The sequence below is a fragment of the Planktosalinus lacus genome (genome assembly GCF_014640155.1).
Classification (GTDB): domain Bacteria; phylum Bacteroidota; class Bacteroidia; order Flavobacteriales; family Flavobacteriaceae; genus Planktosalinus; species Planktosalinus lacus.
Map to the genome: position 1 here is coordinate 119,096 of NZ_BMGK01000005.1, position 24,240 is coordinate 143,335.

Here is a 24,240-nt window from a genome sequence, read left to right on the forward strand (position 1 = left end):
ATTCACCAAAAATGAAAAACCGGTTATACATATTACTTGCGTTGTTTTCATTTGCTTTTGTTACCAATGAAACAACACATCAGGTCAAAGTGCATTTAACAGCAGAGAGCTTTTTATATATTAAAGGCACTTCCAACGTTAACACATTCACCTGTGTTTATGATGCTAAAACGCTTTCGCGAAAAATACCGGTTACCTATACAAAAACATCAGACACTTATTATTTTGAAAATGTAAACATGCTGTTGAACAATGAAGGTTTTAATTGTGGAAATAAAATGATAAATAAAGATTTCCACGACTTATTGCAAACCGAAAACTATCCTAACATTCAGTTTCAGTTAGAGCAATTAAGAACGAAAAACCATCAAATGGAAGCACGGGTGGTTTTAAAAATAGCCGGCATAAAAAATCATTATACTGTTCCGATTAAAACCAATGGTGAACTCGCTCCAATTGAAGGTTTACTTTGTTTAAATATAACCGATTTCGGGTTGACACCTCCCAAAAAAATGATGGGAATGATTGTGGTAAGGGAAGATATCGAAATCGTTTTTGGCTTTGATTTACAAATTTCAGAATAATTAACAAATTACTTTTCTGTAAAACTGATTTTCCTCATAGAATCCTTATTTGTATTTTTAGAATTTCGCAGCTCGATTAAATCATTAAGCATCCCTTGATGTCAACTATAAAAAACACTTCAACCTGTTATCATTGCGGTGATTCCTGTACTTCGGGTCAAATTGTTTCAGACAATAAAAACTTCTGTTGCAATGGTTGTAAAACAGTTTATGAACTCTTTTCAGAAAATGACCTTGGATGTTATTATGATTTACAAGCATCACCTGGTGCAATTCCAAAAGAATTGGAGGGCAAATTTGACTATTTAGAAAACTCTGAAATAGCTGAAAAGCTCCTTGAGTTTAATGATGGAAATTTGCAAATTGTAACACTTTACATTCCTCATATTCATTGTAGCTCGTGTATCTGGATTCTGGAGAATCTACAAAAACTTAATCCTGGTATCATTGCTTCACAAGTAGACTTTCCCAAAAAAACAGTCAGAATTCAATTTAAAAGAGCACAAATCACCTTTAAAGAGGTAGTGCATTTGTTGAGCAATATTGGCTATGAACCTTATATAAGTCTTGAGAATTATGAAGGCAAGCAAAAACCTGTAGATCGCAGTCTGATGTATAAACTTGCGGTGGCCGGCTTTGCTTTTGGGAATATTATGTTTCTTTCATTTCCTGAATATTTTGATTTTGGAGATTATTGGTTAGAGCAATACAAACCTTTTTTTAGATGGTTGATGTTTGCTTTTTCTCTTCCGGTGTTTTTCTATTCAGCTTCGGGTTATTTTATTTCTGCTTTTAAAGGACTCCGTGCCGGCTTTTTGAATATTGATGTACCGCTTGCTCTGGGTATACTGGTGCTATTTGTAAGAAGTGTTATAGAAATTTCATTTGACCTTGGAACAGGTTTTTTTGATAGCTTAAGCGGATTGGTTTTTTTCTTATTACTTGGAAAATTCTTTCAGCAAAAAACATATAATTTTCTTTCGTTTGAAAGAGATTATAAATCATATTTTCCCATTTCAGTTACCCGAATTGTAAATGGAAAAGAAGAAGCCATTCCGGTTTATGAGATAAAAAAAGGAGACCGCTTACTCATCCGAAATGAAGAACTCATCCCTGTTGATGGGATTCTCATTAAAGGAAAAGCACAAATTGATTATAGTTTTGTGACAGGTGAGTCTGTTCCCATCCAAAAACACTCTGGTGATAAACTCTTTGCCGGAGGCAGGCAAATTTCAGGTGCACTTGAAATGGAGAGTCTTAAATCTATTTCACAAAGTTATTTAACGCAACTTTGGAGCAATGATGTGTTTAATAAAGACAAAGAGCATGCCTTTGTGGGCTTGACCAATTCCATAAGTAAATACTTCACAATTATAATTTTAGCAATTGCAATTGCATCTCTTGCTTATTGGGCATTTATAGATGTTTCGGTAGGGATCCAGGCTTTTACAGCAGTTTTAATAATTGCTTGTCCTTGTGCACTTGCTATGTCGGCTCCGTTTACTCTTGGAAATATGCTACGTATTTTCGGTAAACTAAAGTTTTACCTGAAAAATGCAAGTGTTATTGAAAAACTGGCAACTATAGATACCATTTTGTTTGATAAAACAGGAACCATCACTTCGAGTGATAAAAACACTGTAAGTTATAATGGTTTCGCTTTAAGCGAAATGGAAACAGAAATTTTAAAATCAACTTTACGTACATCAAATCATCCATTGAGCCGCGCTTTGTATGATTATCTTAAAGAACACAATATTCTTACGTTGGATGCCTATGAGGAACTACCCGGAAAGGGCATGCAGGCCGGAGCACAAGGGACCTCCATAAAAGTGGGAAGTGCTCATTTTGTTTTAGATCCTGAAACAAGCACTGATCAAGTCCCAAATCAAACAGAAGTTCACATAAGCACCAATGATATTTATAAAGGAAAATATATTTTTAAAAACCGCTATCGCGACGGGGTTGAGCAAGTGTTTCAAAATTTAAGTGAGTGCTATCACTTAGGAATTCTTTCCGGTGATAATGAAGGTGAAAAAGATTATTTGGAACACGTTCTTCCAAAGGGCACTCAAATAGCATTCAATCAAAAGCCAAAAGATAAATTACAATATATTTCAGAGTTACAGGATTTTGGTCATAAAGTTGTGATGGTAGGAGACGGATTAAATGATGCCGGAGCATTGCAACAGAGTGAAGTGGGGATTGCAGTTTCAGAAAATGTCAACGTGTTTTCACCTGCTTGTGATGCCATCCTTGATGCATCCAAGTTTAAAGAGTTGCCTACTTATTTGAAGGCCTCAAAAAGTGCTATTGCTGTCATCAAAGCGAGTATAGCTATTTCATTTTTATACAACATCGTGGGGCTTTACTTTGCAGTGACGGGACAATTGGCTCCGGTTGTGGCGGCTATCATAATGCCTCTTAGTTCAATTAGCGTGGTAGTATTTACCACCTTTATGACCAACGTAATAGGGAGAAAATTAAAGTAACCAATTATTAAACTTCTTCCAGTTCACTTAACAACCCCTCCAAGTCAAGAGGTTTTGTGAACATAGCGAGAGCCCCATTGTTGTTTTTAGGCCATTGACTTTCAGGATAGTCCCAATAAAGTTCCACTCCATTTCCGTCAGGGTCATCAAGATAAATTGCCTGAGAAACTCCGTGATCTGCAGCTCCGGTTAATGGGTAATTGGCGTTTAATAGCCGTTGTAGAATTTCTGCTAAATCTTTTCGTGATGGATAAACTATTGCAGTATGAAAAAGACCAACGCTGTTTTTTGCCGGTTGAGGTCCGTTTTTACTGTGCCAGGTGTTTAGACCGATATGGTGATGATATTTTCCTGCAGCGATAAAAGCGGCCTCTTCACCAAACTTTTGTTTGAGCTTGAAACCAAGTAAGCCTGTATAAAATTTAAGAGACTTATTTAAGTCGCTGATTTTTAGGTGTACATGACCTATTTTGCTCTCTGGTGGAATGACGTAATTTTGATTAGCATCAGACATGATAGGTCAGTTTTTGTTATCAAGGTTTATAAATATCAACCTCTAAATTTTTCATTAGGTTTGAATCACACCAAGATTGAATGGTTTTTCAATAGGTGCATGGTTTGCGGCTTCTATCCCCATGCTTATCCAGGTTCTGGTGTCTAATGGGTTGATGACGGCATCTGTCCACAGGCGGGCAGCTGCATAAAAAGGTGATATTTGTTCATCATATCGGGCTTTAATTCTATCATAGAGCTCTTTTTCAACTTCAGGGGTAATTTTCTCTCCTTTCTTTTTCAAGGATGCAGTTTCTATTTGCAGAAGTACTTTTGCGGCACTGTTACCACTCATAACAGCAAGTTCAGCACTTGGCCAGGCAACTATCAGCCTGGGGTCGTAAGCTTTTCCGCACATTGCATAATTTCCGGCTCCGTAAGAGTTTCCTATCACAATCGTGAATTTAGGAACCACAGAATTACTCACTGCATTTACCATTTTTGCACCATCTTTAATAATGCCGCCATGTTCACTTTTACTTCCAACCATAAAGCCTGTTACATCTTGTAAAAATACTAATGGAATTTTTTTCTGATTGCAATTGGCTATAAAGCGAGTTGCCTTGTCGGCACTGTCGCTATAAATTACGCCACCAAACTGCATTTCACCTTTTTTTGTTTTCACCAGTTTTCGCTGATTGGCAACAATCCCCACTGCCCAACCATCGATGCGAGCATATCCGGTTAAGATTGTTTTACCATAGCCTTCTTTGTATTCATCAAATTCAGAATTGTCAACCAGTCTTTTGATGATTTCAAGCATATCATACTGGTCTGCTCTTGAACGAGGAACAATCCCGAATATATCATCTTGTGTTTCTTTGGGTTTTACGGCTTTGACTCTGTTGAAGCCAGCTTTTTCATAATCTCCTATTTTACTTACGATATTTTTAATGGTATCGAGAGCGTCTTTGTCATCTTTTGACTTATAATCTGTGACACCGCTTATCTCACAATGTGTTGTAGCACCTCCAAGTGTTTCATTGTCGACATCTTCACCTATAGCTGCTTTGACCAGATAACTTCCGGCAAGGAAAATACTTCCTGTTTTATCTACGATGAGCGCTTCATCACTCATGATAGGAAGGTATGCTCCTCCTGCAACACAACTTCCCATAACAGCAGCAATTTGAGTGATACCCATACTGCTCATTACAGCATTGTTTCTAAAAATACGGCCAAAGTGTTCCTTATCGGGAAAGATTTCATCCTGCATAGGTAGATAGACTCCCGCGCTATCAACTAAATAAATAATTGGAAGTTTATTTTCAATGGAAATTTCCTGTGCTCTTAAATTCTTTTTACCGGTAATGGGAAACCAAGCACCTGCTTTTACAGTAGCATCATTTGCAACGACGATACATTGCTTACCACTTACATAGCCCATTTTGATAACTACACCTCCACTTGGACACCCACCGTGTTCTTCATACATTTCATCTCCGGCAAAAGCTCCAATTTCAATACTTGGTTTTTTCTCGTCCAAAAGGTATTGAATGCGTTCACGTGCGGTCATTTTTCCTTTTGCTTTGTGCTTTTCAATGCTTTTTTCACCACCTCCCAATTTGACCTTTGTGAGCCGTCTTCGCAAATCTGATACAAGCATTTTATTGTGATCTTCGTTTTTATTGAAGTTTATGTCCATGATATAAATTTAATTTGTGCTAAAATACAAATTCCTTTTAAACGAAATTGTCCAAAAACTTTAAATCAGACCCAAAAAACATGCATTTAAATCAAATAGGAAGTTCATTTAAAATACCGATATTTGTATTGTAAAAAAAAGTGACAAATAAACATTCCTTCTAGAAATCTAGAGTGTAAAAATTTTATAAGAATGAATAAAAAAACAAACAAGAATACAATATTAGGTTGGGCTACATTGATTATGGTTATTATGGGGCTATTATTGATTGCCTTGGGAGCGTTCAGATATAATGACGTCGCAGGCTGGGGCTTTGGTGCTACAGGTCTGGGTTTTTTATCCATTGCCTGGGTCTTCAATGAGTTGAAAGGGCGCGTTTAATTAAAGCCTGAAGAATATTTTATTAAACTTCACCATCAACATTCACTACTTAAAACAAAAACAATATGTCTGACGATAAAAAAGTAATTTTTTCAATGTCGGGGGTTTCTAAAACCTATCCCGGCGCACAATCTCCCGTTTTAAAGAAAATATACCTGAGCTTTTTCTACGGTGCCAAGATTGGAATACTGGGACTGAACGGTTCAGGAAAATCATCCTTGTTAAAAATCATTGCGGGTGTCGATAAAAACTATCAGGGTGATGTTGTATTCTCTCCCGGATATTCTGTGGGTTATTTAGAACAAGAACCACAGCTTGATGAAGAAAAAACTGTACTGGAAGTTGTAAAAGAAGGGGTAGCCGAAACTGTTGCCATCCTTGACGAATACCACAAAATTAATGATATGTTTGGATTGGAAGAGGTTTATTCAGATCCTGATAAAATGGAAAAACTGATGAACCGTCAATCAGAGCTGCAAGACAAAATTGATGCATCAAATGCATGGGAACTAGATACCAAACTTGAAATTGCCATGGATGCATTGCGCACTCCAGAAGGCGATCAGAAAATAGGTGTATTATCAGGAGGTGAACGTCGCCGTGTAGCTTTGTGCCGTCTTTTATTAAAAGAACCGGATGTGCTTTTACTCGATGAACCCACAAACCACCTTGATGCCGAGAGTGTTCACTGGCTGGAACACCATCTCGCTCAATATAAGGGTACTGTAATCGCTGTAACCCACGACCGTTATTTTTTAGATAATGTTGCCGGCTGGATTCTCGAGCTCGATAGAGGTGAAGGAATTCCCTGGAAAGGTAATTACTCTTCGTGGTTAGACCAAAAAGCCAAACGACTTGCTCAGGAAAGTAAAACTGCTTCAAAACGTCAAAAGACCTTGGAACGTGAGCTAGAATGGGTGCGAATGGCGCCCAAAGGAAGGCAATCAAAGCAAAAAGCACGTTTGCAAAACTATGACAAACTATTGAGCCAGGACCAAAAGCAACTGGATGAAAAGCTGGAGATTTATATTCCCAATGGTCCGCGTTTAGGTACCAATGTGATTGAAGCGGTTAATGTAAGCAAAGCCTATGGTGATAAATTATTGTATGACAATCTTAACTTTAATTTGCCACAAGCAGGAATTGTTGGGGTTATCGGTCCTAATGGAGCCGGAAAAACAACCATATTCAGAATGATAATGGGAGAAGAACAGCCCGATAAAGGTGAGTTTAAAGCGGGTGAAACAGTTAAAATTGCCTATGTAGATCAAAACCATTCCAATATTAACCCTGACAAATCCATTTGGGAAAATTTCTGTGACAGTCAGGAGCTCATCATGATGGGAGGAAGGCAAGTAAACTCAAGAGCTTATTTAAGCAGGTTTAATTTTGGCGGAAGTGAACAAAATAAAAAAGTTTCTGCACTTTCAGGAGGCGAGCGTAACCGACTTCACCTGGCAATGACCTTAAAAGAAGAAGGTAACGTGCTTTTACTCGATGAGCCTACAAACGATCTTGATGTTAATACCTTAAGAGCGCTTGAAGAAGGTTTAGAAAACTTTGCCGGTTGTGCAGTGGTGATTTCTCACGATAGATGGTTTCTGGATAGAATTTGCACTCACATATTAGCGTTTGAAGGAAACAGTGAAGTTTATTTCTTTGAAGGAAGCTTTAGTGATTATGAAGAAAATAAAAAGAAACGTCTTGGTGGAGATTTAATGCCAAAACGCATCAAATATCGCAAATTAGTGCGATAAATTATACAAAGAATGTGACGATAAAAAAAGGAACCACAAAGAGGATTAATCAAGCACTTTTTCTTTAGAAAATTGCACTTCGTATAAATTGCGGTAGTGCCCGTTTTCAATCTGAAGTAATTCTTTGTGGTTGCCCATCTCCACAATTTCTCCAGCTTCCATAACTATGATTACATCAGCCTTTTTGATGGTTGCTAAACGATGGGCAATCACAATAGATGTTCGGTTGTGAGTAATCTTTTCGGTTGCATTTTGAATTAACTGTTCAGAATAAGAATCGACAGAGGAAGTGGCTTCATCAAGCACCAATATTCCTGGATTGCTTACATAAGCTCTCAGGAAAGCGATGAGTTGCCTTTGTCCTGATGAAAGCATACTGCCACGTTCTTTTACGTTATAATTATACCCGTCAGGTAATGACATTATAAACTGATGTACTCCAATATCTTTTGCAGCTTGAATTACTTCTTCTTCAGTTACATCAGGATTGTTTAAGGTAATGTTGTTCATTATTGTATCGGCAAACAGAAAAACATCTTGTAAAACGACACCAATACCTTTTCTGAGTTTGCTCAACGAAACATCTTTAATGTTTATTCCATCAACATAAATCGCACCGCTTTTTATTTCATAAAATCGAGATAAAAGATTGATGATTGTGGATTTTCCCGCGCCGGTAGCACCAACAATAGCAACGGTTTGGTTGGGGTGAACATCAAGCGATATTCCTTTAATGACCATTTCTTCATCATCATAACTGAAATAGACATTTTCAAATTTTATTTGTCCTTTGATATCATCAAATTCTTGGGTTCCTTTGTTTTCAATGGAAGCTTCGGTGTCAAGAATTGAAAATACTCTGTTGGCAGCAACCATTCCCATTTGAAGGGTGTTGAATTTGTCAGCAATTTGACGCAAGGGCCTGAAAAGCATTTGCACCAATTCTATAAACATCACTATAATACCCAGCGTCATTCCTTCCAGTTCTAAAGCTTGCAAACCTCCATACCAAACAACAATTCCAATAGTTATTGAAGATAACATTTCTATTACTGCAAAAAAGATGGAGTTGTACCATACGGTTTTCATCCATCCCATCTTGTGTTTATCGTTAATAACTTCAAAATTAGAATACTCTTTATTTTCACGCGTAAACAGATGCACTATTTTCATTCCTGTGATGCGTTCCTGAACAAAAGAGTTGAGGTTTGCCACTTGATTGCGCACATCTTCAAAAGCTACTTTCATTGCTTTTTGAAAAAGTCTTGTAGCATATAAAATGATTGGGAGCATAGCAAAAACCAGTAGTGAAAGTTCCCAACTGGTTACTAACATCACAGTAATGATCACAATCATTTTCAATAAATCGCTGGCAATCATAAATAAGCCTTCGCTAAAGACACTAGCTATGGTTTCCAGATCGTTAACTGCTCTGGTAGTGAGCCTTCCAACAGAACTTTTATCGAAGTACTTCATTTTAAAATGCAGTATTTTATCAAAAAGTTTTACACGAATATCCCGGATGACACTATACCCTAAAAAATTTGAAAAATATATAAAAGCAAATTGAAACAATACTTCAAGTAAAAGCACACCACCCATTAGAGAAATGTAGTAAACCAATAATTCGTCGTCTTTTGGTGTAAAAGCATCGTCAATTGTATACTGTAAAAGGATAGGTCTTAAAACCCCAAGGCCAGACATGACAATAGCTGCTATGGCAACAAACCAGAAAATGTGATTGTAAGGTTTGGTGTGCCTCAGTAAACGCTTAAACAGTTTAAAATCAAATGCCTGTCCTGTTGATGCCATAGTTTAAATAAATAATTCTTTAGGGTAAGTAATGTTGGTTAAATACAATCCTTTTGCGGGAACTGAAGCTCCGGCATTACTTCTGTTTTTACTTTCAATAATTTCGTGCATTTTGTTTACCTCCATCTTACCTAAACCTATTTCTAATAGGGTTCCAACGATTGCGCGCACCATATTTCTTAAAAAACGATCGGCAGTGATAGTAAATATCAGTCTGTTTTCATGTTGTTCCCAAGCAGCCACTTTCACTTTACAATGATAAGTTTTTACATCGGTTTTTGACTTTGAAAAACATTGAAAGTTTGTATAGTGGCATAACATTTCTGCTGCCTCATTCATTTTCTTAATATCAGGTATCTGCACTACCCGATAACTAAAGGTGTCCAAAAAAGGATCTTTTTCTGTATGAACGTGATATTCGTATGTTCTGCACAATGCATCAAAACGGGCATGGGCTGTTTCATTTACTTTAGAAATACTTTTTACGGCAATATCATTGGGTAAAAAAGAGTTCAATTTAAATTTAAATTTTTCATTTTGGAGGTCATCAGCTGTGTCAAAATGTGCAAAAAGTTGTTTGGCGTGAACCCCTGCGTCTGTTCTACCTGCACCAACAATTTCAATTTTTTTTCGTAAAAGTGTACTTAAAGATTCTTCCAGAGTTTGTTGCACAGAACTAGCGTCAGGTTGTATTTGCCAGCCGTGATAATTTTTCCCGTTAAATGCCAATTCAATAAAATATCGCAAAGAAACTTCTATTTTTGTAAACTAGGCAAAGATACATAAACCTGTTTTTGGTTTGTGCAAAAGCAAATTATAATTAATTGTGAAAAAAATTCTATTACTTTCAGATACTCACAGTCATATTGATGATACTATTTTAAAATATGTGGCTCAGGCAGATGAAGTTTGGCATGCCGGTGATATTGGAAGTTTTGAGGTGACAGATGCCATTGAAAGCTTAAAACCTTTACGTGCTGTTTATGGCAATATTGATGATTCAAAAATGAGATCGCAATACCCACTGCATCAGCGTTTTTATTGTGAAGGAGTAGATGTTTGGATAACTCATATTGGTGGTTCCCCAGGGAGATACAATCCGGATATCAGGGGGGAAATCAAACAAAACCCACCAAAGCTTTTTATCTGCGGGCATTCTCATATATTAAAAGTGATGCACGATAAAAAAAACGGGGTTTTGTTTATGAATCCCGGTGCAGCAGGAAAACACGGTTTTCACAGAGTGTGCACGATGCTGCGTTTTGTGGTTGATTCCGGAAGTATAAAAGATTTGGAAGTTGTAGAGTTTAAAAGGTAAAAACAAAAAACCCGAAGTTGGCATGCTTCGGGTTTTTTTCACTAATACTACTAAGATTTAAGGTTTAGCGCAATCTGTCAACAGATTTTACGAGATTTTCATCCTTGATGATAGCCCTGTTGGCCATCACTAATAAAACGATAGAAAGAATAGGAAGAAACATCCCAATACCCTTCTCTGAAACCAAAGTTTCTCCAGGTACACTTAGCGACCGATAAACGAAAACTCCTAGTAAAATAAAGTTTGACAAGATGTTTAATCGATTTAAAACAAATTGTCTTTTTCTTTTTTTATATGTAAGGATGGCAATTATTGCCAAAGCAATCGAAATAAAAATCAATGCAAAAAACACGGGTTCATCTCTGGTATATAAAAGATCACCTGTTTCATTTTTCACTTCCGGAAACCATGTAAAGAGTCCGCCCATTATAAGTGCGACTAAAAACATATATAAAGACTGGATGCGTTGAATCATGTTTTTTATCTTGTTTGTGAAGCAAAAATAATGTTTCTTTTTAAAAAAATTCTATCAAAAATTAAAATATTGTTGTATTATTGCATCAGTAATTCACAACCCACTCAATAGCGGTTGTTTATCTTCCAGATAATATCAAATTACCATCTTCAAAATTTTTATTTTAAAAAGTACGATAACTTTATAATTCAATACCATTCATGTTTGAAATTTCAGATTTAAAAGAGCAGAAGCTACCTGAACTACAGGAAATTGCTAAAACTTTAGGTGTTCCAAAATACCGCTCATTAAAAAAATTAGAGCTTGTTTATCAAATTCTCGATTACCAGGCTGCCAATCCTAAAGCTGTTGCGCCACTTGTTAAAGAAGTAAAAGGTGATGACAAAAGCTCTCCTAAACAACAAGACTCTAATGCTCCAAATAAGCAAAGAGATTCTAGAGACAATCGCTCTCAAAACAAAAATCAAAAAAAATCAAAACCAAAACCTGTGAGCTCTAATAAAGAACAAGACCAAAAAAAGGAGCATTCTAACCAGAACACAGCTCAAAAACCTGTTGACAATAAAGAACAGAATAAACCAGCCAGTCAACACAACCAGGATAAAAAACAAAACCCAAAACCACACAACTCAACTGATAAGAGAGAGTCTGGGAAAGGTGATTCTAAAAAAGATATTGGGGATTCTAAACCTGCTCAAAATCAAAAGCACAATAAAAATCAACAAGACCATCAAAGTTCAGGTAATAAGAGCAACAATAATCAAAGCAATCAGAATAACCAAAGCAATCATCAAGGAAATAAAGACAAGCGCAACCGCTATCGTGAGCCAGATTATGAGTTTGATGGAATCATTCAAAGTGAAGGTGTTCTTGACATAATGCAAGATGGTTATGGATTTTTGCGTTCAAGTGATTATAATTATTTATCATCTCCTGACGATATTTATGTTTCACAATCACAAATTCGCCTTTTTGGATTAAAAACCGGTGATACCGTTTTAGGTGAGGTAAGACCTCCAAAAGAAGGTGAAAAATACTTTCCTTTAATCAAGGTGATTCGCATCAATGGTTTAAACCCAAACGTAGTAAGAGATCGTATTGCTTTTGAACACTTAACACCACTTTTCCCACAGGAGAAATTTAAATTAGCTGAAAAACAAAGCACGATTTCTACTCGCATAATGGATTTGTTTTCACCTATTGGGAAAGGGCAACGTGGAATGATCGTTTCACAACCTAAAACAGGTAAAACTGTTTTATTAAAAGAAATTGCCAATGCCATAGCGGCCAATCACCCTGAAGTTTATCAAATGATTTTATTAATTGATGAACGCCCTGAAGAGGTTACTGATATGCAACGAAATGTAAATGGTGAAGTGGTAGCTTCAACATTTGATAAAGAAGCTAATGAACACGTGAGAGTTGCCAATATTGTTTTGGAAAAAGCAAAACGATTGGTTGAATGTGGTCATGATGTTGTTATTCTTTTGGATTCAATTACCCGTTTAGCTCGAGCTTACAATACTGTTCAGCCGGCATCCGGTAAAATATTGAGTGGGGGTGTTGACGCCAATGCACTTCACAAACCAAAACGATTTTTTGGTGCAGCCCGTAATATTGAAAACGGTGGATCATTGAGTATCATTGCAACAGCATTGACTGATACCGGTTCTAAAATGGATGAAGTTATTTTTGAAGAATTCAAAGGTACTGGTAATATGGAACTTCAGTTGGATAGAAAAATCTCTAACCGTAGAATATTCCCGGCAGTGGATTTGAACGCATCAAGCACGCGTCGTGATGATTTATTGTTAGAAGAAAAAACTCTGCAACGTATGTGGGTTATGAGAAAATACCTTGCTGACATGAATCCTGTAGAAGCAATGGAGTTTATTCATGACAGAGTAAAACAAACCAGAAACAATGAAGAATTTCTGATCTCGATGAACGGATAGGAAATCCTAATAATTATAAGTTAAAAAGGTGCTGCATAATTTGTAGCGCCTTTTTTATGTGGCATCAGTTTATGTATCTTCGCAAAAAAAAAATAATAGATGAGTATAGTTTATTTACTTATTGGTTTAACTCTCTTGGTAATAGGTGGTGAGTATTTGGTTCGAGCAGCGGTGGGACTATCATTTAAATTGAAACTTTCAAAAATGGTGATAGGTCTTACAGTGGTTTCATTTGCTACTTCAATGCCTGAATTGATAGTGAGTTTGCAAGCAGCATTAAAAGGCTTTTCTGACATCTCTTTAGGAAACATAATTGGATCCAATATTGCAAATATTGGTTTGGTTTTGGGAGTTACTGCAATAATTTCCCCCATAGTGATTGATAGGGATTTTTATAAATACAACTGGCCTGTAATGATGCTGTTTTCAATTGGGCTCTATTTCTTTTTGGCGAATGACAATGTATTATCACTCACTGAAGGTATTGGCTTTATAATAGCAATGGTGCTTTATTTATTTTTTTTAATAAAACAGTCAAAGAGTAAAAGTAGAGTAGAGGTAGATGAAGTTGTAGCGGGTGACCAACTTAAAGGGATTTCATATATTAAAATAATAATCTGGCTTATTATTGGTGGAGTGGCTTTGTGGGGCGGTTCAGAACTATTAGTTAAAGGAGCTGTAGATTTAGCAACTGCTATGGGTGTTAGCGAACGCGTTATAGCAGTAACAATGATTGCAGTTGGAACAAGTGTTCCTGAGTTAGCTGCATCTGTAATAGCGGCTTTAAAAAAGGAAAAAGCGATTTCTTTTGGTAATTTGATTGGATCAAATGTTTTCAATATAGGTTCTGTTTTGGGGATTACTGCAATTATTCATCCTATTACAGTACAAAGTCAAGAGGTGTTAACCAATGATATTTTTTGGATGTTAGGCTTTGCGCTGGTTCTAATTCCACTTGCATTCTTACCAAAAAAGTTAATATTTAATCGTGCTAAAGGACTTTTCATTTTTGCTTCTTATCTACTATTTATAGGATTGGCACTGTTTAATTAATTTTAATCAACCCCTAATATAACAGGGTGTTTAGTTAAAAATTAATCAATACTTGTATTTACACCCCAAAAAAAATAGGGTGTAGTTGTGTTTTGATTAAAAAAAGTGTAGTTTTGCTCTGTGAAACTACAAAACTCATTCTATGTCTACACTACGGTTCTACGCCATTAAAGAAACTTTAAACAGGAAACCTGTTGTAATTGAAGAAAAGGAAAGACGTTCAAATTTATTTGGAAAAAACGTCTTTAATGAACACGCTATGCGTCAATACCTCACGAAAGAGGCTTATAACGCAGTTATGAATGCTCATGAGTTTGGTGCCAAAATACCAAGAGAATTGGCTGATCATATTTCAACGGGTATGAAAGAGTGGGCTATCTCCAAAGGGGTGACTCATTATACACATTGGTTTCAGCCATTAACAGGTGCTACAGCAGAAAAACACGATGCTTTTTTTGAAACCACTTCCAATGGGTTAGCAATTGAAAAATTTGGCGGAGGCCAGTTAGTTCAACAAGAACCTGATGCATCAAGCTTTCCAAGTGGAGGTATACGAAATACTTTTGAAGCAAGAGGATATACCGCTTGGGATCCTACTTCTCCGGCATTTATTATTGGTACAACACTTTGTATTCCAACAGTTTTTGTATCCTACACGGGTGAGGCTCTTGACTATAAAACCCCATTATTAAGAGCACTTTCTGCTGTAGATGATGCTGCAACTGCTGTAGCAAAGTATTTTGATAAAAGCGTAACTAAAGTTCAAGCAACTTTAGGATGGGAGCAAGAATATTTTTTAATAGATTCAGCGTTGGCCACTTCCAGACCAGATTTAATGATGACCGGCAGAACGTTGTTAGGTCATACTTCAGCGAAAGGACAACAACTTGAGGATCATTATTTTGGTTCAATTCCCTCACGAGTATTAAATTATATGCGTGATATGGAGCGAGAGTGTATGCTTTTAGGCATTCCTGTTAAAACAAGGCACAATGAAGTTGCTCCAAATCAGTTTGAATTGGCACCTATTTTTGAAGAATCCAATTTAGCTGTAGACCATAATTCATTGTTAATGGATGTGATGGGAAAAGTAGCAGAACGTCACAATTTTGTGGTTTTGTTTCACGAAAAGCCTTTTAAAGGGGTTAATGGTAGCGGTAAGCACAACAACTGGTCATTGGCAACAAACACTGGTGTCAACCTTTTAGGCCCCGGAAATACTCCTATGAGCAACCTTCAGTTTCTCACCTTTTTTATAAATACCATTAAAGCTGTAGAAAGTTATGAAGAGTTAATTAGAGCGAGTATAGCAAGCGCGAGTAATGATCACAGGTTAGGGGCTAATGAAGCACCACCTGCTATTATTTCAGTGTTTATCGGTGAACAATTGACCAAGGTGCTTGACAATCTTGAGCATGTGACCAAAGGAAAACTTTCTCCGGAAGAAAAAACAGATTTAAAGTTAAATGTAGTTGGTAAAATTCCTGAGATTCTACTTGATAATACAGATAGAAACAGAACATCTCCCTTTGCCTTTACAGGAAATAAATTTGAATTCAGGGCAGTAGGCTCCAAAGCTAATTGTGCCAATCCAATGACTGTATTAAATACAATTGTTGCCAAACAGCTAGTTGAATTTAAAACAGCAGTGGACACTTTGATAGAGGAAAAGAAAATGAAAAAAGATGATGCAATTTTCAATGTACTGCGGGAATATATTAAAGACTCTAAACGCATCCTTTTTGAAGGAGATGGTTATGGAGAAGCTTGGGAAAAAGAAGCGAAGAAACGAAAATTAAGTAATTATAAAACAACTCCTGAAGCTCTTAAAGCTAAAATATCCAAAAAAGCCATCACTCTTTTTGAAGAAATGAGAATCATGAATAAGGTTGAATCAAAAGCCCGTTATGAAATAGAGGTTGAAGATTACACCAAGCGCATTCAAATAGAAGGAAGGGTTTTGGGCGACATTGCAAGAAATCATGTGATTCCAACAGCAATTAAATACCAAAGCGTTTTGGTAAATAATGTAAAAGGGCTAAAGGAAATATATGGCAATGGCTTTACAAAAATGGCTGAACAACAATTAGAAATCATTGAAGCAATCAGTGAGCATATTGAGAAAATCAATGAAGGTGTAACTGAAATGACAGAAGAGCGAAAAAAAGCCAACAACATGAATGATATTGAAAAAACAGCAAATGCCTATTGTGAAAATGTAAAACCACTTTTTGATGTAATCAGGTATCATTGTGATAAACTGGAATTACTAGTTGACGACGAGCTGTGGCCATTGACAAAATACAGAGAGCTTTTGTTTACTAAATAAATAAAATCCCGTTCCTCTGTGAACGGGATTTTTTAATTGATTATTTTTGTATTTCAATTAATAAAAATGAGCCAGGAAATAAGTAAAAGATATTTGCAAAGGGGTGTTTCTGCCGGAAAAGAAGATGTGCACAACGCTATCAAAAATGTAGATAAAGGACTTTATCCAAAAGCCTTTTGTAAAATAATCCCTGATTATTTAACCAATGATAAAGACTACTGTCTTATTATGCATGCAGACGGAGCCGGAACAAAATCATCCTTGGCTTATATGTATTGGAAAGAAACCGGTGATCTGTCAGTGTGGAAGGGCATTGCCCAGGATGCACTCATTATGAACATTGACGATCTTTTGTGTGTGGGTGCTACAGACAATATTTTACTTTCTTCAACCATTGGGAGAAATAAAAACCTGATTCCGGGTGAAGTTATTTCAGCCATTATTAATGGAACCGAAGAACTGATTGAAGAATTGAAAAGTTTTGGAGTGACCATTCACTCGACAGGAGGTGAAACTGCCGATGTAGGAGATTTAGTGAGAACCATTATTGTAGATTCAACTGTTACGGCCAGAATGAGGCGCAGCGATGTAATTGATAATGCCAACATTCAACCCGGAGATGTCATTGTAGGATTAGCTTCTTTTGGGCAGGCCACTTACGAAAAAGAGTACAACGGTGGTATGGGAAGCAATGGCTTGACCTCTGCACGCCACGACGTTTTTGAAAAATATTTAGCCAAAAAATTCCCTGAAAGTTTTGACGCTTCAGTTCCGGGGGAATTGATCTATTCAGGAAGTAAAAAATTGACTGATAGAGTGGAAGACAGTCAGCTTGATGCCGGAAAGCTGGTACTTTCTCCCACAAGAACCTATGCGCCTGTGATAAAAAAAATTCTTTCAAAATACAATTCTGGAGATATCCATGGGATGGTGCATTGCAGTGGTGGAGCACAAACTAAAATTCTCCATTTTATTGATAAGTTACATATCATCAAAGATAATCTCTTTGATGTACCACCACTTTTTAAACTCATACAACAGGAATCAGGCACAGACTGGAAAGAAATGTATCAGGTTTTCAATATGGGCCATAGAATGGAAATATATTGTAACGAATCTATTGCTGCAAACCTCATTAATATTTCTAAGAGTTTCAATGTTGATGCTCAGATAGTGGGAAGGGTAGAAGCTTCCGCAGAAAAGAAACTTACTATTGAAAGTGAATTGGGTGTATTTGAATACTAAAATTCACGGTTCCAAATGAAACTTTCAAAATCCTTTTTTGTTGCAAACAGTTCGTTGTTACTGTTTGGGGTTTTGTTCACCTTTTCGTCCAGTTTTGGGCAGACTTTTTTCATATCACTTTTTAAGCCACATCTTCAAAATGAATTTGTATTAACTGAAACAGAATTTAGTACGCTGTATGCTGTTGCAACCATAGGTAGTGCTTTTACACTCACCTGGCTTGGGAGGTTTATAGACAGTACAAGATTACCAAAATTTAGTTCACTTGTGATTTTGGGATTGGCAATTGCTTTGTCTGCTTTTGCTCTTAGTTACTCTGCGATTTTTTTATTATTGGCCTTGTATGGTCTGCGATTATTTGGGCAAGGTTTGATGTCACATACATCGATAACGGCAATGGCAAAATTTTTTGATAAAAACAGAGGAAAAGCAATAAGTATTGCCGCCGTGGGGCATCCTATAGCAGAAGCTGTTTTACCAATAACTATAGTTTTATTATTAGGTTTTTTTGATTGGCGAATTGTTATTATATTGTGTGTTTTGTTTGTTGTTTTAACAATTCCATTTTCAAGGTATTTATTGTTTACAAAACGCAATTTTACACGATTGAAAATGTATATACCTTCGTCGATGTCTGTCGATGAAAGAAAAGCTTCACGTCCTGTAAATATTATTAAAACGAGGGCTTTTTGGGCTATTGCACCATTAAATTTCTCTAGTGCTACTATTGGAACTGCATATATATTTTTTCAATTGAAGATTGGTGATTTAAAAGATTGGTCACCGGCATTTATTGCTTTGAGCTTTTCGGGATATGCCATTGGGAATTTTTGTATGGCTTTAGTCTCAGGGTGGTTGACAGATCTATATTCAGCAAGAACCCTTTACCCTTTGTATATTCTTCCATTCATATTAGGATTGTTATTCTTTATTTTTAATGATAGCCAATGGTCCTATGTTGTTTTTATAACTTCAATAGGCGTCACAAACGGATTTGGAGCAACAGTAAAAAACGCTGTTTTAGCAGAGGTATATGGAACAAAAATAGTAGGTTCTGTTCGTAGTTTGTTTATAACGGTAATGGTTTTTGCTACTGCAGTAGGCCCGGTATTATTTGGATTTTATTTAGACCGAGGCATAAATTTTACAACATTAAGTGTCATTTCTTTAGCCTTCTTCATATTGATGATGCTGAATGCATTTCGGGTTTACAGAATTAAATCAGTCTAAAAGTTTATAATGTTTATTATCAACTTTTTATAATAATTTTAGTTTTAATAAAACCAAAGAGTTTCTTTTTTCGTATACAGGTTTATGTAGGAATAATCCTAGTTCTATTGACTAACTAAACTGGAATATGATGCTAAATAACTACTTTACTAACAAATACACCCAACTCATTATTTTAACTTTAATATTGATAGCTGTCAATATGTATGTAATTGCATTCTTGGATATGTCACAAAGCAGAATGATGCGCGTATTATCAGTGTTTTTATTTTTCATTTTTTTCATTTTTTATAAAAATTATTGGAAGGGCTTTGTGTTTCTTGCATTGATTTTATTTATGCTTAGGGATTTGTTTATTATCAATTATGAAATTCCCGCTTACAAAACATCTTCATTTTTATTTACGATTAGTGCATATATTTCACTCATTTATTTTTCTATAAAAAAACTCAAAATCTCTGGTTTTACTCCGGCAATTCTAATTTTTGCAATTTCTTTGATAGGTTTAAATATTTTCAACCTTTATTACCTTTCTGAAATTCTAAACGAAGGACTTGATAATGGTTTTCAGCTAATTCTCTTTTATTTGCAAGGGGGAACTTTGTTAGTGCTTGGCTTTGCGGCTTATCTTTACTATGATAGATATTTTGGAAAAACCCCTTTACATTATTTGTATTTTGTGATTGCCTTTATTTTTTCTGATTTGTGTGGACTTGCAGCATACTTTTATAAAATTGAAGCGGCTTTTTTTCTTGAACGTTTTTTCTATTTAATCGCGCTTTCCCTGTTGGTGAATTTTGCGTTGACCACATCTTCTTCTAAAAATGAAGGTAGATTGCGTATAGAAAAGGAGTCTTATATTTAATACACACTTCACATTTTTAGTCAATTCTTTTATGAATTCACCTTTCAGATGCTTTTCCTTTAGATATTAATTTTAATAGATTAAATTATCTTAAATTTGCTACACTCAAAAAACAGAGGGAATTTATGATAGAAAAACTTCAAATAATTAAACAGCGCTTTGATGAAGTAAGTGATTTAATCATCCAGCCTGATATTATTTCTGATCAAAAAAGATATGTTCAACTAAATAAAGAATATAAAGATTTACGCAAACTGATGGATAAACGCGAAGAATACATTTCGCTGACAAACAGTATTGCTGAAGCTGAAGAAATTATTAACGAAGGCAGCGATGCTGAAATGGTTGAGATGGCAAAAATGGAAATGGATACTGCAAAAGATCGTTTGCCAATACTTGAAGAAGAAATCAAGTTTATGTTGATCCCAAAAGACCCCGAAGACGCTAAAAACGTTGTGATGGAAATAAGAGCTGGCACCGGTGGTGACGAAGCTTCCATTTTTGCAGGTGATTTGTTCAGAATGTACTCCAAGTATATTGAAAGCAAAGGTTGGTCATTCAATGTGATGGATTTTAGTGAAGGAACAAATGGTGGCTATAAAGAAATTCAATTTGAAGTAAATGGTGAAGATGTTTACGGCACATTAAAGTTTGAAGCCGGTGTTCACCGTGTGCAACGTGTCCCGCAAACAGAAACACAGGGTCGTGTTCACACCAGCGCAGCTACCGTAATGGTATTGCCCGAAGCTGAAGAGTTTGACGTGCAAATTGACCCTAAAGATGTAAGAATAGACTTTTTCTGTTCTTCAGGTCCGGGAGGTCAATCGGTTAATACTACTTATTCTGCAGTACGTTTAACACACGTTCCAACGGGTATAGTAGCACAATGTCAGGATGAAAAATCCCAACATAAAAATAAAGATAAAGCATTTAAGGTATTGAGGTCAAGGTTGTATGATATCGAGTTGGCTAAACGCCAGGAAGAAGATGCAGCAAAACGTAACTCACAAGTGAGCAGTGGTGACAGAAGTGCAAAAATCAGAACTTATAACTATCCACAAGGGAGAGTTACTGACCACCGGATTGGTTTGACTTTATATGATTTGGGTAATATAATAAATGGTGATATTCAAAAAATTATTGACGAACTTCAATTAGTAGACAATACTGAAAAACTGAAGGAAAACAGCGACGTATTTTAAGGTTATAGTAAAGCAAATAAAAAAAAACAATAGATTGACACGGGAATTTTTAATAGAACAAATCTGGCAAAAGCAATCCTTTCTATGCATTGGTTTGGATGTTGACATCGATAAAATCCCCAAACATCTTCTTCGATTTGAATATCCTATTTTTGAATTTAACAAAGCCATCATTGATGCTACCCATCAGTATGTTGTTGCTTACAAACCAAATATGGCTTTTTATGAAGCAAACGGTTTAAAAGGCTGGAAATCCCTTGAAAAAACAATTAAATATCTCAATAAAAATTACCCTGAAGTATTTACCATTGCAGATGCCAAGCGTGGCGACATTGGTAATACTTCATCAATGTATGCCAAAGCTTTTCTAAAAGATTTGGATTTTGATTCGATCACCGTGGCTCCTTATATGGGAAAAGACTCGGTAGAACCTTTTTTAAATTTTGAAGATAAATTTACCATACTTCTGGCACTAACATCCAATGAAGGCGCTTTTGATTTTCAAACACTTTCAACTCAAGATTCACCACTTTATAAAAAAGTGCTTGAAACTTCAAAAACATGGAACTATGCTCATCGCTTGATGTATGTGGTGGGAGCCACCAAGGCTGAATATTTTAAAGAAATCAGAAGCATAGTACCAAATAATTTTTTGTTGGTTCCGGGTGTGGGTGCTCAAGGAGGAAGTCTTCAGGAAGTGTGTAAGTATGGGTTGAATAAAGATATTGGTTTGCTGATAAATTCTTCAAGGGGGATTATTTACGCTTCAAGCGAAAGTGATTTTTCTGAAAAAGCTGCAGTTGAAGCTAAAAAACTACAGTTGGAAATGAAGCAAATTCTTGAAAACCATTTTTAAGATTGATGGACTATTTTGATCAACTAAAAAGACCAATTTCCCTCTTAAAAACACCTTCCCGAATAGTATCACTGGTTCCTTCTCAAACAGAATTACTAGTGGATTTAGGACTGGAAGAGAATATTGTGGGAATCACTAAATTTTGTGTGCATCCAATTCATTTGAAAAAACAAAAAACAATTGTGGGGGGCACCAAGCAGGTACATTTTGAAAAAATTAAAGCGCTCTCTCCAGATATCATAATTTGTAATAAAGAAGAAAATACTAAAGAAATGGTTGCTAAACTTGAAACCATTGCTCCGGTCTGGATAAGTGACATCAAGAACATTTCAAATTGCATTGAAATGATTAGTGCTTTTGGAAATATATTTTCAGTAGAAAAAAAAGCGAAAGAAATCAATGAGAATATTCAAAAGAATCTGGTTTCCTTTAAAAACAGTGTTGCAAAAAGCTCAAGTTTGAAAACTGCTTACCTTATTTGGAAAGATCCTTATATGGCTGCAGGAAAAAATACTTTCATTGATGAGTTATTGCAACTCAATAAATTTGAAAATATATTTTCAAGTCGAGATGTGAGGTATCCGGAAATAACTATTGAGGACCTTCATTATGCTGAACTTATTTTGTTGTCAACAGAACCATTTCCGTTTAAGCACATTCATGTCGAACATTTAAAATCAGAATTGGGGAATAAAAAAATACTCCCCGTTGACGGGGAGTATTTTAGTTGGTATGGCTCAAGACTTCTTAAAACGTTTGATTATTTTAAGAAATTACAGTCAAAAATTTGATTAATAATTCTGATCCTGTAACGCAAATACACTTCTTAAAATATCAGTAGTTCTAGATGAAAAATTAGTTCTGATTTCTTTTTCTTCAACTGCAATCATAGTATACACACCCTTTAAAGCTTCCTGGGTCACATAATCTGCCAAATCAGGGTTTACATTGCTTGTTAAAGGAATAGCATTGTATTGCGTAATGATATTATTCCAAATTTGAGTAGCTCCCACTTTATCAAGTGAACTGGAAATTACCGGATTGAACTTTCCATAAAGTTCATGGGTTGTTTTATTAGTGAGGTATTGTGTGGCTGCATCATCTGCACCCATTAAGATCGTTCGAGCATCGTTAAAAGTAATTTGCTTTACGGCAGTAACAAAAATAGGGGTTGCTTCTTTTACTGCATCTTCTGCAGCTCTGTTTAAAACTTTTAAGCCTTCATCCGCCAAATTACCCATACCAATATCTCTTAGGGTTTTGTCAACCTTTTGTAATTCTTGAGGAAGCATTATTTTAACTAGCTCGTTTCTGAAAAAACCATCTGTTTGTGTGAGTTTAGAAACCTGTTTGTCAATGCCATTATCCAATGCCTGACGCAAGCCGGAAGCTATATCTGCATTTGTAATACCACCACCTTCCTGTGGCAAGGTGTTTACCACTTGTTGTAATTCTGCACAAGAAAATAATCCAAAAGCAAGAAATAAGATAAATGATTTTTTCATAGAATAATTTTTCTTGTAAATATAAAAAAAAGCATCCCGATTGAGACCGGGATGCTTTTAAAATAACTATACTAGTATATTAATTATTTTAGAACTTTTACAGTTTGAGTACTGTTACCAATAGTAACTTCTACAAAGTAAATACCAGAGTTATAAGAACTCATGTCTATTGATTTAGAGTTTTCAACTGTTTGAAGTAATTTTCCTGTTACATCAAATACAGAAACTGTATTAACAGCATCAGTCGATTTAATGTTTAATTGGTCAACTACAGGGTTTGGATAAACACTGAAAGATGCATTTTCAAATTCGTTAGCTGAAAGTATTCCATCAACGTACCTGAAACTGTCAATGTAGTAACTGTTTGTTGCTCCTGCAGAATAGTAGTTTACACCACCCAAAGCATTAGCGGCTACTCCACCAGTACCTACAAAAGGCTCACCATCAAGGAATATATCTCCATTGATATAAAGGTTTTGAGTTGAAGCATCAAGATTGATTTCATGCTTTACTTCAAACCATTCCCCTTCAGTGTAAGGAAATGTAGCGCCTGTCTCTGAATAAGTAATCACACCAGGAGCTCCTCCTGTTGTAGTTTCACCAACATAATATTCACCATTCCACTGAGTTCCTGCAATTTCATTATCTTGAATATTCCAATAACCAGTTGAACCAGCATCTACATACATATGAAATTGAATGGTCCAAGTTCCTGAAGCCTGATTTCCTAAGAGGAATATCACATCATCAGTTTGGTTATTTCCAACATACATTGAATTTGGTTCTGATTGAGAAATGTCAATAACGACATTACAATCTGTAACTCCTGCAGCCGGCCACATTTCAATAAATGGTGACTGAGGACTAACAGGTCCAAGACTCATGTCGTCAAAGTTAATGTCATACTGTGCCGTTGCACCAAATGCAATTAAAGCAATTGCTAAAGTGTAAATTTTCTTCATAATAGTTTGTTTTTAAGTTTAA

At 35.8% G+C, this 24,240-nt stretch carries 21 protein-coding genes; 14 read left to right on the forward strand and 7 right to left on the reverse strand.

The features are described from left to right. Positions 1–11 precede the first annotated feature (11 nt). Both IEV69_RS07270 and IEV69_RS07275 read left to right on the forward strand, forming a co-directional pair. Positions 12–584: a YceI family protein gene (locus IEV69_RS07270; RefSeq protein WP_188441008.1), complete on the forward strand. Its 573-nt coding sequence runs from the start codon at positions 12–14 to the stop codon at positions 582–584. Between the two features lie 98 nt (positions 585–682). Further along, positions 683–3,076, forward strand: a complete 2,394-nt coding sequence (locus IEV69_RS07275) for a heavy metal translocating P-type ATPase (protein ID WP_188441010.1) — start codon at positions 683–685, stop codon at positions 3,074–3,076. A 7-nt stretch (positions 3,077–3,083) separates the two neighbouring features. Here IEV69_RS07275 and IEV69_RS07280 read toward each other — a convergent pair whose 3' ends face one another. Both IEV69_RS07280 and IEV69_RS07285 read right to left on the reverse strand, forming a co-directional pair. Continuing rightward, positions 3,084–3,590 carry a VOC family protein gene (locus IEV69_RS07280; protein WP_188441012.1) on the reverse strand — a complete coding sequence of 169 codons (507 nt, stop codon included), beginning with the start codon at positions 3,588–3,590 and terminating at the stop codon, positions 3,084–3,086. A 54-nt stretch (positions 3,591–3,644) separates the two neighbouring features. Continuing rightward, positions 3,645–5,273 carry an acyl-CoA carboxylase subunit beta gene (locus IEV69_RS07285; protein ID WP_188441014.1) on the reverse strand — a complete coding sequence of 543 codons (1,629 nt, stop codon included), beginning with the start codon at positions 5,271–5,273 and terminating at the stop codon, positions 3,645–3,647. A gap of 192 nt (positions 5,274–5,465) precedes the next feature. On the opposite strand from IEV69_RS07285, the gene IEV69_RS07290 reads away from it, so the two are divergent. Both IEV69_RS07290 and ettA read left to right on the forward strand, forming a co-directional pair. Beyond that, positions 5,466–5,654 (forward strand): CAL67264 family membrane protein, encoded by a 189-nt coding sequence (locus IEV69_RS07290; protein ID WP_188441016.1) that lies wholly within the window; start codon positions 5,466–5,468, stop codon positions 5,652–5,654. Between the two features lie 65 nt (positions 5,655–5,719). Continuing rightward, complete coding sequence (ettA, locus tag IEV69_RS07295) at positions 5,720–7,411, forward strand: energy-dependent translational throttle protein EttA (protein WP_188441018.1); 1,692 nt, start codon at positions 5,720–5,722, stop codon at positions 7,409–7,411. 45 nt (positions 7,412–7,456) lie between these two features. On the opposite strand, the gene IEV69_RS07300 is transcribed toward ettA, so the two are convergent. Together IEV69_RS07300 and truA are read right to left on the reverse strand one after the other, a co-directional pair. After that, a complete protein-coding gene (locus IEV69_RS07300; RefSeq protein ID WP_188441020.1) occupies positions 7,457–9,223 on the reverse strand; it encodes an ABC transporter ATP-binding protein in 1,767 nt (588 codons plus the stop codon). 3 nt (positions 9,224–9,226) lie between these two features. After that, positions 9,227–9,970, reverse strand: coding sequence for a tRNA pseudouridine(38-40) synthase TruA (gene truA / locus IEV69_RS07305; RefSeq protein ID WP_188441022.1), 744 nt, complete (start codon positions 9,968–9,970; stop codon positions 9,227–9,229). Positions 9,971–10,049: 79 nt separating this feature from the next. Here truA and IEV69_RS07310 point away from each other — a divergent pair, with 79 nt between their 5' ends. Beyond that, on the forward strand, positions 10,050–10,541 hold the full coding sequence (locus IEV69_RS07310) for a metallophosphoesterase family protein (protein WP_188441024.1): 492 nt from the start codon (positions 10,050–10,052) through the stop codon (positions 10,539–10,541). Between the two features lie 64 nt (positions 10,542–10,605). Here IEV69_RS07310 and IEV69_RS07315 read toward each other — a convergent pair whose 3' ends face one another. Further along, on the reverse strand, positions 10,606–11,016 hold the full coding sequence (locus tag IEV69_RS07315) for a DUF4293 domain-containing protein (RefSeq protein ID WP_188441026.1): 411 nt from the start codon (positions 11,014–11,016) through the stop codon (positions 10,606–10,608). A 200-nt stretch (positions 11,017–11,216) separates the two neighbouring features. Between IEV69_RS07315 and rho the strand changes: the two genes are divergently transcribed. From rho to IEV69_RS07360, 9 genes are all read left to right on the forward strand, one after another. Further along, the gene (gene rho / locus IEV69_RS07320; protein ID WP_188441028.1) at positions 11,217–12,971 is read left to right on the forward strand and encodes a transcription termination factor Rho; all 1,755 of its coding nucleotides are present in this window, start codon (positions 11,217–11,219) and stop codon (positions 12,969–12,971) included. A gap of 99 nt (positions 12,972–13,070) precedes the next feature. Further along, complete coding sequence (locus IEV69_RS07325; RefSeq protein ID WP_188441030.1) at positions 13,071–14,024, forward strand: calcium/sodium antiporter; 954 nt, start codon at positions 13,071–13,073, stop codon at positions 14,022–14,024. A gap of 142 nt (positions 14,025–14,166) precedes the next feature. Continuing rightward, on the forward strand, positions 14,167–16,353 hold the full coding sequence (locus IEV69_RS07330) for a glutamine synthetase III family protein (RefSeq protein ID WP_188441032.1): 2,187 nt from the start codon (positions 14,167–14,169) through the stop codon (positions 16,351–16,353). A gap of 66 nt (positions 16,354–16,419) precedes the next feature. Further along, positions 16,420–17,598 (forward strand): AIR synthase related protein, encoded by a 1,179-nt coding sequence (locus IEV69_RS07335; protein ID WP_188441034.1) that lies wholly within the window; start codon positions 16,420–16,422, stop codon positions 17,596–17,598. Between the two features lie 72 nt (positions 17,599–17,670). Next, positions 17,671–18,828, forward strand: a complete 1,158-nt coding sequence (locus tag IEV69_RS07340) for an MFS transporter (RefSeq protein ID WP_229741400.1) — start codon at positions 17,671–17,673, stop codon at positions 18,826–18,828. A gap of 127 nt (positions 18,829–18,955) precedes the next feature. Continuing rightward, on the forward strand, positions 18,956–19,693 hold the full coding sequence (locus IEV69_RS07345; protein ID WP_188441038.1) for a hypothetical protein: 738 nt from the start codon (positions 18,956–18,958) through the stop codon (positions 19,691–19,693). 125 nt (positions 19,694–19,818) lie between these two features. Continuing rightward, entirely contained in the window at positions 19,819–20,895 is a 1,077-nt protein-coding gene (prfA, locus tag IEV69_RS07350) for a peptide chain release factor 1 (protein WP_188441040.1), read from the forward strand. 34 nt (positions 20,896–20,929) lie between these two features. After that, the gene (gene pyrF / locus IEV69_RS07355; RefSeq protein WP_188441042.1) at positions 20,930–21,751 is read left to right on the forward strand and encodes an orotidine-5'-phosphate decarboxylase; all 822 of its coding nucleotides are present in this window, start codon (positions 20,930–20,932) and stop codon (positions 21,749–21,751) included. A gap of 5 nt (positions 21,752–21,756) precedes the next feature. After that, a complete protein-coding gene (locus tag IEV69_RS07360) occupies positions 21,757–22,542 on the forward strand; it encodes an ABC transporter substrate-binding protein (protein WP_188441044.1) in 786 nt (261 codons plus the stop codon). On the opposite strand, the gene IEV69_RS07365 is transcribed toward IEV69_RS07360, so the two are convergent. Both IEV69_RS07365 and IEV69_RS07370 read right to left on the reverse strand, forming a co-directional pair. Beyond that, complete coding sequence (locus IEV69_RS07365; protein ID WP_188441046.1) at positions 22,543–23,256, reverse strand: DUF4197 domain-containing protein; 714 nt, start codon at positions 23,254–23,256, stop codon at positions 22,543–22,545. A gap of 83 nt (positions 23,257–23,339) precedes the next feature. After that, entirely contained in the window at positions 23,340–24,218 is an 879-nt protein-coding gene (locus IEV69_RS07370; protein WP_188441048.1) for a T9SS type A sorting domain-containing protein, read from the reverse strand. Between the last annotated feature and the right edge of the window lie 22 nt (positions 24,219–24,240).